This window comes from Methylobacterium gossipiicola (assembly GCF_900113485.1).
Classification (GTDB): domain Bacteria; phylum Pseudomonadota; class Alphaproteobacteria; order Rhizobiales; family Beijerinckiaceae; genus Methylobacterium; species Methylobacterium gossipiicola.
In genome coordinates this window covers 68,473-82,262 of the sequence record NZ_FOPM01000011.1, presented here as the reverse complement: position 1 = coordinate 82,262, position 13,790 = coordinate 68,473, and the positions used below count along the sequence as shown (strand labels likewise).

Sequence of the window (13,790 nt, the reverse complement as noted above, 5' to 3'; positions counted from 1 at the left end):
GTTCACGAGAGTGAGAGGAGGTCGGACAGGAGTAAGCCGACAGTTGGACAGAGAAAGTCCTGCGGGTCGGCCGAACCCCGCCAGGAGGCCGTCCATGAACGTTTCGATCCGCACTCCGCACCTCTACACCACCGCCCTCGCGCCGTCGCCCGCGCCCGAGGCCCTGTTCCAGACCGGCACGCGGCTCGCCGACCGGCTCGCGCAGGGCGGGGCGATCGACACCGAGGCCCTGCGTTCAGCCATGGAGATCACCTGCGGCGGCAGCGACGCCGACGGGCTCTGGTTGTGGAAGGACGCGTACGAAGCCGGGGAGATCGCCCAGCTGCTGTTCCTGCGTCGGTTCTGGCCGGCGATCCGGGCCAAGGCCGCGACTCCTGCCGCGCGGCTCGCTCTGCTCACCCGCATCACCGCGATGCTCCCGACCCAGACGCGCCGTTCCGAGGAGAGCGAGGCGTTCCAGCAATTCTCGACGCCGCTGGCCTTCGGCTTCGTCGCCGCCCTCGCGGCCGGGCTGCGCCCGGGCGAGCGGGTGCTGGAGCCCTCGGCCGGCACCGGCCTGCTCGCGATCCACGCCGAACTCGCCGGGGCGCGCCTGCACCTCAACGAGTTGGCCGCGACCCGCGCGGGCCTGCTCACCCAGCTCTTCCCGGCCGACGCCGTCACCCGGCACGATGCCGCCCAGATCCACGACCGGCTCGACGCGGACGTGATCCCGGACGTGGTGCTGATGAACCCGCCGTTCTCGGTCGCGGCGGGGGTCGAGGGCCGGTATCGCGACGCCACGGCTACGCATCTGCGCTCGGCCCTGGCCCGGCTCGCCCCCGGCGGGCGCCTGGTCGCCATCACGGGGGAGGGGTTCCGGCCGGATCGTCCGTCCAGCGCCGGGGCATTCGCGGCGATGGCCGAGCGCGGCGGCCGGCTGGTGTTCTCCGCCGGGCTGTCGGGTCGGGCTTACGCCAAGCACGGCACCACCGTCGACGTGCGCCTGTCGGTGTTCGACCGGATGCCCGAGGGCGAGACCGGGGCCCAGGCAACTCCGCTCGGCCTGTACGCCGATCCCGCCGCCCTGCTCGAGGCCGTGCTGTCCGAGTTGCCGCCCCGGCTTCGCGCGATCCCGGCGCCCGCGCCGGCCCCGCGCAGCGCCATTCCCGGCTTGGTCCGCCGGCCCGCCGTCGCTCGCCCGACGGCGCCGCGGCCGGCTCCCGCCGCCGCGGACGAGGCCGTCGCGCCGATCGCCTACACGGTGATCGAGGAACTGCCGGCGACGCTGGTGGCCGAGGCCGCCCTGTACGAGGCCTATGCGCTGGAGACCCTGCGGATCGAGGGCGCCCAGCCTCATCCGACTCCGCTTGTCCAATCGACCGCCATGGCTTCGGTGCGGCTGCCACGGCCGACCCACGCCCCGCGCCTGCCGGCGCCGGTCGTGACCGAGGGCCTGCTCTCTGAGTGCCAGCTCGAGACCGTGATCTATGCCGGCGCCGCCCATGACCGCCACCTGCCGGGCCACTGGACCATCGACGAGACCGGCACGATCGTCACGGCCGCCGCCGCGGACGCCGAGGGCGCGGCGCGCTTCCGCCAGGGCTTCTTCCTCGGCGACGGCACCGGCGCCGGCAAGGGCCGCCAGGTCGCCGGCATCATCCTCGACAACTGGATGCAGGGCCGGCGCCGGGCGTTGTGGGTGTCGAAGTCCGACGCCCTGTTGGAGGACGCCCAGCGCGACTGGCGTCATCTCGGCCAGGAGCCGCTCCAGATCGTGCCGCTGTCGCGCTTCGCCCCGGGCAAGCCTGTGACCCTCGCCGAGGGCATCCTGTTCACGACCTTCGCGACGCTGCGCGGCGGCAGCCGGAGCGGGGCGGGCTCGCGCCTCGATCAGGTCTGCGACTGGCTCGGGCCGGACTTCGACGGCGTGATCGCCCTCGATGAGGCCCATGCGCTGGCCAACGCCGCCGCCGGGTCGGGCGATCGCGGCGTGGTCGAGGCCTCGCAGCAGGGGAAGGCCGGGCTCGGCCTCCAGTACCGCCTGCCCGATGCCCGCGTGCTCTACGTCTCGGCCACCGGGGCGGTGACGGTCGAGAAGCTGGCCTACGCCCACCGCCTCGGCCTCTGGGGCGGCGGGAGCTTCCCGTTCCCGGCCCGGACGGACTTCGTCGGCGCGATGCAGCAGGGCGGCCTGGCCGCCATGGAGGTGCTGGCCCGCGATCTCAAGGCGCTCGGCCTCTACACCGCCCGTTCGCTCTCCTATGCCGGCGTCGAGGTCGAGATGCTCGATCACGCGCTGACGCCGGCGCAGACGGCGATCTACGACGCCTATGCCGACGCGTTCCAGGTGATCCACACCCATCTCGACGCGGCGCTCAAGGCCTCGGGCGTGACCGGCACGTCGGGAACGCTGAACCGGGCGGCGAAGTCGGCGGCGCGCTCGGCCTTCGAGTCGAGCAAGCAGCGCTTCTTCAACCACCTGCTCACGGCGATGAAGTGCCCGAGCCTGATCGCCGACATCGAGGCGCAGATCGAGGCCGGGCACGCCGCGGTGATCCAGATCGTCTCGACCGGCGAGGCGCTGATGGAGCGGCGTCTGGCCGGAATCCCCTCGTCGGAATGGGGCGACCTTCAGGTCGACGTGACCCCGCGCGAGTACGTGATCGACTACCTCGCCCACGCCTTTCCGACCCAGCTCTACGAGCCCTACACCGACGCCGACGGCAACCTGCAATCCCGGCCGGTGACCGACGACGAGGGGCGGCCGGTCCAGTGCCGCGAGGCGGTCGAGGCCCGCGACCGGCTGATCGAGCATCTGTGCGGGCTCGAGCCCGTGCAGTCGGCCCTCGACCAGATCCTCCACCACTTCGGCGCGGGGGCGGTGGCCGAGGTGACCGGGCGCTCACGCCGGATCGTGCGCCAGACGGGCAAGGACGGCGTCGACCGCCTCGTGCTCCAGAACCGCCCGGCCGGCGCCAATCTGACCGAGACCCAAGCCTTCCAGGACGACGAGAAGCGGATCCTGGTGTTCTCCGATGCCGGCGGCACCGGGCGCAGCTACCACGCCGACCGGAGCGCGAAGAACCGGCGCCTGCGCGTCCACTACCTGCTCGAGGCCGGCTGGAAGGCCGACGCGGCGGTCCAGGGCCTCGGGCGGACCAACCGCACCAATCAGGCGCAACCGCCGCTGTTCCGGCCGGTCACCACCGACGTGAAGGGCGAGAAGCGGTTCCTCTCCACCATCGCCCGGCGCCTCGATACCCTCGGGGCGATCACCCGCGGCCAGCGCCAGACCGGCGGTCAGGGCCTGTTCCGGGCCGAGGACAATCTGGAAGGCCACTACGCCGCCACGGCCCTGCGCCAGCTCTACTGGGCGATCGTGCGCGGTGAGATCGAGGGCTGCTCGCGCGAGACCTTCGAGGCGATGACCGGGCTGTCCCTCGTCAACGACGCTGGCTGCCTGCTCGACGAACTGCCGCCGATCGGCCGCTTCCTCAACCGGGTGCTGGCCCTGCGCATCGCCATGCAGAACCGCCTGTTCGCGGCGTTCGAGGAGCGGCTGGCCCTGGTGATCGAGGGCGCGATCTCGGCCGGAGTCTACGACGTCGGCGTCGAGGTGCTGACGGCCGAGTCGTTCACGGTCACGGATCGCGAGGTGGCCTACACCCATCCCGAGAGCGGCGCGCGCACCCACCTCCTGACCATCGCGGAGCGGCGCCGGCTGCATCCGCTCGACCTCGACGACGCCCTCGCCCTGGTCGCCGACGGCTACCGGCCCATGGTCAACGCGAAGTCCGGGCGGCCGGCGCTGATGGGCAAGGCCGCGAGCGAAACCCGGGAGGACGGTTCCGTGGTGGCGCGGGTCCGGCTGGTGCGCCCGCTCCAGCGCCAGATCCTCGACCGGGACACGTTCGACCGCTCGCGGTTCGAGGAGGTGACGCCGGAGGCCTTCGCGACGGCTTGGCGCCAGGAACTCGCGAGCCTGCCTGAGTTCGAGGAACGCACCCTCTACATGGTCACCGGGCTGCTTCTGCCGATCTGGGACCGGCTGCCCGGCATCGACATGCGGGTGTTCCGCCTCGTCACCGACGCGGGCGAGCGCATCGTCGGCCGGGTGGTCGAGCCCGAGGATCTTCAGGTCACCCGCGAGCGGCTCAACCTCGGCGCCGGCGCGACGATGCCCCCGGCCGAGGCCTTCGCCGCCGTGTTCGGCGGGCGCGCCAGCCTGCATCTGGCCGGGGGGCTTCAGGTCAAGCGAGCCCGCGTGATGGGCGAGGATCGGGTGGAGGTGATCGGGGCGAGCGAGGGGGCCAGAGCCGGGCTGAAGTCGATCGGGCTGTTTGCCGAGGTGATCGCCTACCGCACCCGCCTGTTCATCCCGGCCGGCGAGCGCGGGGCGGCCATCCTGGCCGGGGTGTTCGAGCGGCATGCGTTGCTGCGTTGCGTCGCCGCGTCCGCTCACGCTTAATACGCGAACCCGACGGAGGCCGACCATGCCGACCCATCCCACCGCCGCGGATCTCTCTCGCCAGCTCGCCGACAACGTCGAGGCGTTCTGCCGACGTTACCTCTCCAACGGCTACCGATCCGGCCGCTGGTGGTGCGTCGGCGACGTGTTCAACACGCAGGGCGAGTCGATGTACGTGCGCCTCACCGGCCCGAGCCGGGGCAAGGGTGCCCGGGGCAAATGGGCGGACGGCGCCACCGGGGAGCACGGCGACCTGCTCGACGTGATTCGTCTCCAGCGCGGCAGCGACTGGAAGGATGCCATGGCCGAGGCACGGGCGTTTCTCAGCCTGCCCCCACCTCCGGAGATGGAGCGGGCTCGTCCGGTCCCGGAGGCGCGGGACTCGACCGAGGCGGCGCGGCGGATGTGGCGTTACGGCCGGTCGCTCGCGGGCAGTCCGGCGGCGGCCTATCTGCGCTCGCGCGGGATCGAGCGGGCGCTCGGTCTGCCCGCCCTGCGGTTCCATCCGCGCTGTCTGTACCGGGCTTCGCGTAAGCATCCGGGGCCGGACACCTGGCACCCGGCCCTGCTCGCCGCCGTCACGGATCTCGCGGGCACCGTCATGGGCGTCGGCCGAACCTGGCTCGCCGCGGACGGGCGTGGCAAGGCCGATCTCCCGAAACCGCGTCGGGCGCTCGGCAACCTCATCGGCCACGGCGTGCGCTTTCCCGGCACGGTCGCGGATCTCATGGTGGCCGGGGAGGGGGTCGAGTCGGTGGCGTCGGTCCACCGCCTGATGCCTACGGTGCCGCATGTGGCCGCCCTCTCGGCCGGGCATCTCGGCGCCCTGATCCTTCCTCCCGGCCTGCGCCACCTCTACATCGCCCGCGACGCCGACGAGGCCGGCGAGCGGGGGGCGGCGATCCTGCGCCGGCGCGCCGAAGCCGAGGGCATCCTGGTGAGCGATCTGATCCCTTGCGAGGACGACTTCAACCGCGACCTCTGCCATCTCGGACCGCGCGATCTCGCCCTGCATCTGGCGCCGCAGCTCGATCCGAACCACGCGGTAAGCCACCTCCGGTTCGAGGAGGCGGCGGCGGCCTGATCCGGTCGGTCCGATCGGGGCATCCGGGTGAGGCCCTGCCGGCTGTCCCGGCCCGGAGGGAGAGCCGGCGTCCACGGCCTTCTCGAGAGGGCGACGGGTGCCGGGGCCGGAGCCTTGGGTGCAACGCTCCCGGCCGACGATTTTCCGCCGCCGCCTGACGGCGGCTTTGCATCGCGAAGCAAAATCGACGGCCTTGGAGCCGTCCTCCGCTGCGCTTCGGCCCGCGCCGCCGCATCGCGAAAGGTGCGATGCGGAGGGGTGCGCGGGTGCGCCAGGCCCCGGGCCCGGCCTTGGGTCGCCACGAAGGCCGCGATGGACGCGGTCCCCGGACCCGATGGAGCCCAGCGATGCTCGACCACGCGATCCACGATCTCGATGCCGACCTGCCGACGGCCGACGCGACCCTGCTCGAGGAACTGGCGGTCACCGGTTATCGCCCGTTCGAGGAGCACGACGATCCCCGGCCGCTCCCGGCCAAGCGCACGATGGACCAGGGGCTTCAGGTGGCGATGAGCGCCCTCGAACAGGCCTTCGCCGACACCCGTCTGGAGGACGACCTCGAGGACGTGCTGTGGGGCTTCGTCAACGTCTTCCACCGCCGCGTCGAGCAGATCGAGCGCAAGCTCGACGAGAACGAGCAGGCGCAGCGCGCCAGCCAGCGCGAGCAGGACGGCAGCGAGGTGCTGTCGGTCGAGCTGGAGCGCCTCACCGCCCTCGGGCTGACGCTGTCGGAGCGCCGCAACGCCTTCGAGTACGCCCGGGACACCGCGGCCAACCTGTTCACCCGCACCACCCGGTCGCTGTGGCGCCCGCATTCCGGGTCGCGGGTCAACCGCGCCACCATGACCGCGGCGATGATCGACTCGCGCGACTACATCAGCGCGCGGCGGCGGGCCGAGACCGAGATCCACCTGCCGCAGGGCACCCGCATCGCCTTCACCGGCGGCAAGGAGTACCAGGACGTCACGGTGATCTGGGACACCCTCGACAAGGTCCGGGCGAAGCACGCCGACATGGTGCTGCTGCACGGGGGCGGCGAGGGCGCCGAACTGATCGCGGCGAAGTGGGCCGAGAACCGCAAGGTCGCCCAGGTGGTGTTCAAGCCGGACTGGAAGCGCCACAACCGGGCCGCCCCGTTCCGTCGCAACGACACGATCCTGGAGCAGATGCCGATCGGCATCGTTCACTTCCCCGGCGGCGGCATCTCCGACAACCTCGCCGATAAGGCGCTGGCCAAGGGCATCCCGGTCCGGCGTAACGTGAAGGCCGGCGCTTAGGCGCCGGTCCCCGTCCGTCCGCCGCCCGTCACTTGGCGGCAATCGGCAAGGAACTACAGGTCTAGGCTCAAAACTAAATTAGCTCGGCCGTGCGAAGGGCCGCTGAGGGTGGGGAACGGACCCTACCTCTCCGCCCGAAAGCGGACATTCCGTTTCCGACCCAACCTTGCCGTGCGAAGGGCTATGCACGCTTCTCACAAGCAGCCGTTCGTTGGCAGTCCTGCAACCTCTAGTCAGCTTCATTTCTGAAATGTTCGCTCGTGGCGAGGAATGCTCATTGGCGAGAGGTAAGGGCGGAAGGCTACACGTACGAGGAGGCCGCCAAGGGGCTTCGGGGGAAGGTTGGCACGGCGAAAAAGCGTTTCGGTGGCGTCCGGACGCCAGAAGCCTGCGAATTGCTCAGGCAGCGCCCAGCAATCCGTTTCGTAGTCCGAGCCCGTCTCGGGCTGTCTAGGCGCCCCGTTTCCAATCGGCACCAGAGCGGTGTGAAACCGGGCATGCGTCCGAACCCTATGCGACCTTGGCGTCAGCCGAAGTACGCGACGGGCAAGGTTCGCGACTGGAAGGACAGCCACCGGTGTCCTTATCGTGATTGGCCATCATGACGCTGCGTACGGTCCTCGGACGTCGAACAGCCGTCATCTTAACCAATTGCCTCTATTTTACGCATCTAGACTGCAGGCATCACTCCAGTTCGCGTGGTGCATGTGCCGGCTATGGCGATCCAAAAGGCAGATTTCTGACGATGACGATCAAGCAGCGCCTCGTTTCAGTGTTGGCCGTGATAGGCCTCCTCCTTCTCGGTACGGCGGCGTTGGGGAACTTCGCCCTCCATTGGAGCCATTCAAGCCTCAAGACCGTCTACGAGGATCGGGTCGTCTGCCTTCGACAGTTCAGCGTCATCCGTGATGCCTACGATGATATCATCGACGTATCGCGAATGCTGCGCAGCAAGACGGTCGCGTTCGCCACGGCAAAGGAAAGGATCGAGCGCGACCTCTCCAACCTGCACGCCCAATGGTCCGCCTACAAGGCGACTTCGCTGACTGCGGAAGAGGATGTCATTGCCAAGGACCTGCAGGCTTGGATCGATCAGAACGGCGTCGTCATCTCCGAGATCCTCAAGCGCACCGCGCAGGGTGGCGCTCCGGATTTCGATGCGACGCATGCTGACCTGTTGAAGAACATGAAGGCCTCCAACGCGACGCTCAGTAAGTTGACCACGCTGCAGGTCCGCGAAGCAGAGGCCGAGTTCAACCGGTCCGAGCACACCGCAGGCTGGTCCCGCATCGCCCTCCTCGTGGCACTCGTCGTCGCGGCGCTCAGCATCGCCTACGGCGTCTATACGGTCGTCGCGCAGGTCGCCCGTCCGCTGGGCAGGCTCGTCAGCGTACTGCAGCGGATGGCTCGCGGCGAGACCGATGCCGCGATCGCGGAGTCGGTCCGCAGCGACGAGATCGGCGCGGTCGGCAAGGCAGTCGACGGCATCAAGGCCATGGTCGCCCGGAAAGCCGCCGAGGAAGCCGAGGTCAAGCGCCGCGCAGTCGAGGCCGCCGCGGCCGAACGCAAGCGGACCATGATCGAGCTCGCCGACGGCTTCGAGCGCGCGGTCGGCGGCATCGTGGGGATGGTATCGTCCTCGGCCACCGAACTCCAGGCAACCGCCCAGCAGATGACCGCCACCGCTCAGGAGACCGCGAGTCAGTCCACCACCGTCGCAACTGCCGCCGAGGAGGCGGCCGCCAACGTCAACACGGTCGCGGCCGCCGCCGAGGAGCTCGGCTCGTCCGTGCAGGAGATCGGCCGACAGGTCTCCGGTTCGACCCGGCTGGCCCAATCGGCCGTCGGCGAAGCCGATGAGACCATGCAGCTGGTCCACGCCCTGCAGGCCACCTCGGCTCGGATCGGCAACATGGTAGGCATGATATCGGGCATCGCCGGGCAGACCAACCTGCTGGCCCTCAATGCCACCATCGAGGCGGCGCGTGCCGGAGAGGCGGGACGGGGCTTTGCCGTGGTCGCCTCCGAGGTCAAGGCGCTGGCCGAACAGACCGCTAGGGCAACCGAGGAGATCGGACGCCAGATCGATGAGGTCCAAGGTGTGACGGCGCAGGCCGTCACGGCAATCGGCGGCATCACCGGGCGGATCCGTGAGATCGACAGCGTGGCGACCTCCATCGCCGCGGCAGTGGAGCAGCAGGGGGCGGCGACCCAGGAAATCGTACGCAACGTCGCCCTCGCCTCGACCGGGACCAACGAAGTGACCGGCAACATCGCCGGGGTCGCGCAGGCTTCGGAGGAGACCGGAGTGGCAGCGACCCAGGTGCTGTCGGCGGCTTCCGAACTGTCGCGGCAGTCGGAGCAACTCGGTGCCGAGGTCGGCCGCTTCCTCGCGACGGTCCGCGCCGCCTGACACTGCTTCGATGGATCAAGTACGCGCTGCTGCCATTCGAAGGTCCGCTTCTAGCCCAAATGGGATCAGAAGCGGACCGGCGGAAAACCACCCACTTCGGTCGTAGGCTGGCATCCGCAAAGCCGCCCCGAAGCGGACCTTCACAGGGTCGGCAAAGGGTCGAAACCGGCCCCTCGCACGGTCAGGTTGAAAGGATTTTGGCCCTAAGCAACTCGGTCCATGCGCCCCTCATCTCGGGATGTCGATCAGGGGAGATTGAGACGCCGGCCCTCTCCGGGCCAGGGCTCCAGGCCGCTCCGCGCATCGCAGCGGCATGACGCGTGTAGGCACGCTCGAAAGCAGCCTGAACGCGCGGGTCGGCCAGCAAATCCAACACAGCCTCGGAGATCCGGTCGTAGTCGGTACGAGGAATCCGGACCTCCCTGTGCTTGTCGCGGTAGATCACCAGCCGCCGCTCATCCTCGTCGCCCTGTTCCGAGAGGACGAACCCGTAGCGCTCACAGGCGACCCGATCCTCGTCACGAAGCCGGAACCCCTCCATCAGATCGCCGACATCATCGACACCGCTCGCCACGATCTGCGCAAAGCCGAGATCGACCACGATCCGCACGTCGGCGGGTTCGGCGACGGCCAGTGAGACGCGGGTGGCGTGAGCCAGCACCGACTTGAGCGGGATCCAAATTGGTTCCGGACCCGGTGACGAAGCGCTTTCAGGCAGGGTCATCCGGCATCCTCACTGGATCGGCGGCCAGTGTCGGTTTCGTTCTCGTATTGCGTTGAGTTCGTTCGCCTCGTTCCGCAAGTGATCGAGGATGTGTTTCCGGACACGCGGGCAGTCCGCCGATTTCCAGGTCTTGGCAAACTCGACGGTTTGGCGATGCCATTGGCCGGGACCCCTTGGATCCCGAAACACGGCGGGATCGACGCCGAGAACGGCCGCGATCTCGGCAAGAAGCCGATCGGTGGAAGTCGAGCGGGGCATGATGGACGGGTCGATGATGGAGAATGAAGCGCTTTTCCTTGGGTTGTATCACGCTCCATAGGGTCATGCACCGTTGAGGGGGGGAGCATCCCGCGTCAAGCTGGAACGACCCTCCCCAGCCGCGGAGCCTCACCTGTCGAGGGCGGTGCCGGCGGCATCCGGCGCGGGTGCCATCGCGAGGAGCAGCAGTGCGTCGGGGGGCGCCCTCCCGAGGCAAGCTGGAGGCCTGTCGAGGGTCGGAGACGGCCAGGGCGTCCCGTCCGGCCAGCGCAGTGGCCGGTCGACCCGACCCCAGCGGAACCGGCGGTGAACCGCGGCAGCGACGTTCGCCACAGCGACGGACCGTCCCAACACGATGGCGACAAGGGAACAGACGCCGTCACCGTCCGCAACCGTCCGGCCCGACGATTTTCCCCTGGCGCTGCGCGCCATTCCTCGCGGGACAAAATCGTCGGTCCGGCCGGTCCTCCGCTGCGCTGCGGCCCTTCGGGTGCGGCCGGCGCCGCCGCCTGTTTGAGGGGTCGCATCGCGCAGGGACGGTCCCGAGCGCCTCAGGAAACCCCACCGATGCCGCGCCCCACCTCGACCCTCCCCGCCCACGCCCGCCTCGCCCTCGTCACCCACGTCGCGGAACTGGAGGCCGAGCTGGCCTCGGTCTCCTGCCCGCGCGAACGCCGCACCATCGCCGCCGAGTTGAAGGCCGCCCGGAGCGCGGTCAGCCAGCTCTCCACGGAGGGCTGAGGCCCTTCCCCAAGGGTCGCCTTCGGGCGGCCTTCGATCCCGACGGATGAGGGGGCTTCACCCTGGTTCGTGCCTTGCGATGAGCCCGGTGGAAGCGAGCATCGACTGGATGACATGCGCCGCTGTCGGCGCCGCGCAATACGGCCGATCAGGCCGCCGCCCGCTGGGCTTGATCGGCTCCGTTCGCATCGGCGGCATTGTCCGGCCGATCCGATCCGGCGCTTGCCTCCTGCACGTCGCGGGTCTGGAAGCGATTGGCGCCGACCAGGGCCCGCATCTCGGGGCGGCGGTAGTAGATCGGACGGCCGCAGCGGATCGGCTCGACGCCGCCGACGAGCAGGATCTGCTCGTCCCGACGCATGGTGTTGATGATCTCGTCGGGCATGATGAGAGCCCGCTTCTGCAGGCTGGTCGAGGCCGACACGCTCACCCCGTTCGAGCCCTTGCCGCCGGAGCGGGCCTGCTGGCTGTAGGAGACGATCTCCTGGGTAAAATACCCGCAGCGCTCCGACAGCCACTTGGCGGTATCGACGTCGGTGATCGCGGAAAAGCTCTGCCAGGAGGTCGACTCGAACCACGCACTGACGGCGTCCTTGTCGCCCCATTGCTGGCGAAGCTGGCCGAGGGATTGGTACACGAGCACCATGGTGATGCCGTACTTGCGGCCGGCGTCACGGGCGACCTCGATCAGGCTCATATTGCCGAGGCGGGCCGCCTCGTCGAGGATGAAGGCGACGCGTCCATCGATCTCGCCGTTGGCGTGATAGAGCGCGTTCATCAACCCACCGATGATGACCCGCGCCAGGCCCGGATAATCCTGAAGCGTCTGGAGATCGAGCGAGACGAACACGTCGAGATCGTCGTCGATCAGGTCGAGGCTGGAGAAGTCGCCGCCTGAGACGATGGCGGCATATTCCTTGAACGAAAGCCAGTTGGTGAGGTCGGCCGCGGTGGCGTAGACGCCCGAGAAGGTCTGCTGCGCCATGCTCTTGAACGGGCCGAGGGCGAGCTTGGCGAACGAACCGTCATTTTCGCTACGAAGGATCAGGATCAGCCGCTCGATGAAGTCGGTTTCGGGTTCCGAGATGATCTCGCGCAGGGCGCGAAGCGTCCGAGGCCCCGTGTACGATCGGTTCAGGCAGATATGGGCCAGGACGCCGCGAATGAGCTGAAGCGCGGAGTTGCGGAAGAAGTCCTTGGGATCGTCGCGTTTGACCGGCCCGGTGGCGATCCAGCCGACCACGGCCGAGATGTCCTTCTCGGCGCTGTTCTCCCCCTGACCGATCCAGTCGAGCACGTTGAAGCCGCTCTTGGGATTGGTCGGGGTGATGCAATGGATCGGCCGCTCGACGTCCTTTCCACGGATCGAGCTGCGGTACTGAGCGAGCATCGGATGCAGCTCGGTCGAGGGATCGAGCACGACCGCATTGCCCGGCCACGACAGCAGCATCGGGATGACGGCTCCGGTGGTCTTGAAGCCACCGGAGCCGGAGAACACGAGGCCGTGGGTCGAGCCGAAATCGCAGTTGAATCCCATCAACGGCTTGCGCCCGCCCGAGGCCCAGGTCTTGGGGTCGTTGGGCTTGAACACGCGCGAGGTGTTCTTCGGATCGAGATCGGGGCGGTACAGCTCGCCGAGGATCAGATCACCTTGCGGCGGGAACAGTTCGCCGGCGAGCTTCATCGTCGCCCATTCGGCGTCGCCGTGGGCGGCGGATTTGGAGCGGATCGGCTTGCTGTAGCCGCGTGTGGTCCGCCGCACCCGAACCAGCGAAACCAGCGGCACGACGAAGGCGACGAAGCCCGCAAACATCACCGCGCAGAACAACCCGATGTCGGCCCGGCGCAGGAGCGAGCGGCCGTCGGCCCCGGGGGCGAGGGCGACGAGACGCAGATACTCGTCGCGCACGGTCCAGGCGATCAGGCCGATCAGGAACAGGGAGACACCGGCGGCGACGACACGGCCGCTATCACCCTGGCGGGTGAGCCCGGCGGCAGCGAAAAGGACAAGCGCGGGGAACGCCACTGCCGCAATTCGCAGCGCGTAAAGCATCATCGAATGGCCGGGCTCGATCACGTAGACCGACCCGACGAGCGGGGGTAGGAACGTTCCGATCGCGAGATGGAGCGCGAGCCCGATCGCGACGACGAAGGCGGCGATGAACCACTTCATTTCTTGAACTCCTTGTCGCCGCGACGGGCGAAGCCCTCGACGATGTCGGGGTCACGGAGGCGCTCGGCCCCATCCAAGAGGAGGCCGAGCAGGACGTTGCTGGGGAGGTCGGCGAGGCCGGCTTTGATGACGAGGCCGCCGAGTTGGATCTTGCGGTAGGCGTCGGCGCGCCGCTCTTCATGCCGCTTCATCATCGACTGCCTCTGGAGCTTTTCCAGCGCTTCGAGATCCCTCTGGCGCTGGCTCTTCCACCTTCGATGCTCCCTCACGAAATCGGGTGACGATCGCCTGGAACTCGCGGGTCAGCTCCTCGTCGGAGATGTCGATGCCGCCGATGCCACACTTCATCGCGAGAGTTCCGAGCCGCTCGGCTTCGGCCTTGTCGTGGGCCTTCAGCTTCGCTTGTGCCGCCTCGATCTCCTTGACGAGTGCCTGACGCGACTTTGTTCTGGCCATGAATTTTGAATTCCATTGTCGGTTGCAACGTTGGAAAATTACCAGCCAGCTTACGCAGGGCAAGCCAAGCTTTCGGCGAAGAACGGGGCCCTCAAGTGTCTGTGGTGATCCAACCACACCGGCGAGCCTCACCTCCCGGCCTGGCGCGCGTCGGGAAGCGGGCTCCGGCTTCAGAACCAGAGCTGTTCACCTCCCGTCCAACCGCTGGAATTTG

At 68.8% G+C, this 13,790-nt stretch carries 10 protein-coding genes; 6 read left to right on the top strand and 4 right to left on the bottom strand.

Annotated elements, in window-relative coordinates:
* Window positions 1-94 precede the first annotated feature (94 nt).
* The 4 genes from BM249_RS11500 (at window position 95) to BM249_RS11485 (ending at window position 9,224) form a co-directional block, all read left to right on the top strand.
* Complete coding sequence (locus BM249_RS11500) at window positions 95-4,450, top strand: strawberry notch family protein (protein WP_091972023.1); 4,356 nt, start codon at window positions 95-97, stop codon at window positions 4,448-4,450.
* A gap of 25 nt (window positions 4,451-4,475) precedes the next feature.
* Window positions 4,476-5,534, top strand: coding sequence for a DUF7146 domain-containing protein (locus BM249_RS11495; protein WP_091972021.1), 1,059 nt, complete (start codon window positions 4,476-4,478; stop codon window positions 5,532-5,534).
* Between the two features lie 347 nt (window positions 5,535-5,881).
* Complete coding sequence (locus BM249_RS11490; protein WP_091972018.1) at window positions 5,882-6,811, top strand: DUF2493 domain-containing protein; 930 nt, start codon at window positions 5,882-5,884, stop codon at window positions 6,809-6,811.
* Window positions 6,812-7,556: 745 nt separating this feature from the next.
* On the top strand, window positions 7,557-9,224 hold the full coding sequence (locus tag BM249_RS11485; protein WP_091972016.1) for a methyl-accepting chemotaxis protein: 1,668 nt from the start codon (window positions 7,557-7,559) through the stop codon (window positions 9,222-9,224).
* 181 nt (window positions 9,225-9,405) lie between these two features.
* Here the strand turns inward: BM249_RS11485 and BM249_RS11480 are convergent, their stop codons facing one another.
* Window positions 9,406-9,948 (bottom strand): hypothetical protein, encoded by a 543-nt coding sequence (locus BM249_RS11480; protein WP_244528710.1) that lies wholly within the window; start codon window positions 9,946-9,948, stop codon window positions 9,406-9,408.
* 27 nt (window positions 9,949-9,975) lie between these two features.
* On the opposite strand from BM249_RS11480, the gene BM249_RS11475 reads away from it, so the two are divergent.
* Together BM249_RS11475 and BM249_RS21675 are read left to right on the top strand one after the other, a co-directional pair.
* Entirely contained in the window at window positions 9,976-10,233 is a 258-nt protein-coding gene (locus tag BM249_RS11475) for a hypothetical protein (protein ID WP_091972014.1), read from the top strand.
* 540 nt (window positions 10,234-10,773) lie between these two features.
* The gene (locus tag BM249_RS21675) at window positions 10,774-10,947 is read left to right on the top strand and encodes a hypothetical protein (RefSeq protein ID WP_177232394.1); all 174 of its coding nucleotides are present in this window, start codon (window positions 10,774-10,776) and stop codon (window positions 10,945-10,947) included.
* A gap of 148 nt (window positions 10,948-11,095) precedes the next feature.
* Here BM249_RS21675 and BM249_RS11465 read toward each other — a convergent pair whose 3' ends face one another.
* The 3 genes from BM249_RS11465 to BM249_RS11455 are packed head-to-tail and all read right to left on the bottom strand — an operon-like array spanning window position 11,096 to window position 13,576.
* Window positions 11,096-13,120: a conjugal transfer protein TraG gene (locus BM249_RS11465; protein ID WP_091972012.1), complete on the bottom strand. Its 2,025-nt coding sequence runs from the start codon at window positions 13,118-13,120 to the stop codon at window positions 11,096-11,098.
* Complete coding sequence (locus BM249_RS11460) at window positions 13,117-13,314, bottom strand: conjugal transfer protein TraD (protein WP_041359118.1); 198 nt, start codon at window positions 13,312-13,314, stop codon at window positions 13,117-13,119. The genes BM249_RS11465 and BM249_RS11460 overlap by 4 nt, the downstream gene beginning before the upstream one ends.
* Entirely contained in the window at window positions 13,298-13,576 is a 279-nt protein-coding gene (locus BM249_RS11455; RefSeq protein ID WP_091972010.1) for a TraC family protein, read from the bottom strand. The genes BM249_RS11460 and BM249_RS11455 overlap by 17 nt, the downstream gene beginning before the upstream one ends.
* Window positions 13,577-13,790: the final 214 nt, after the last annotated feature.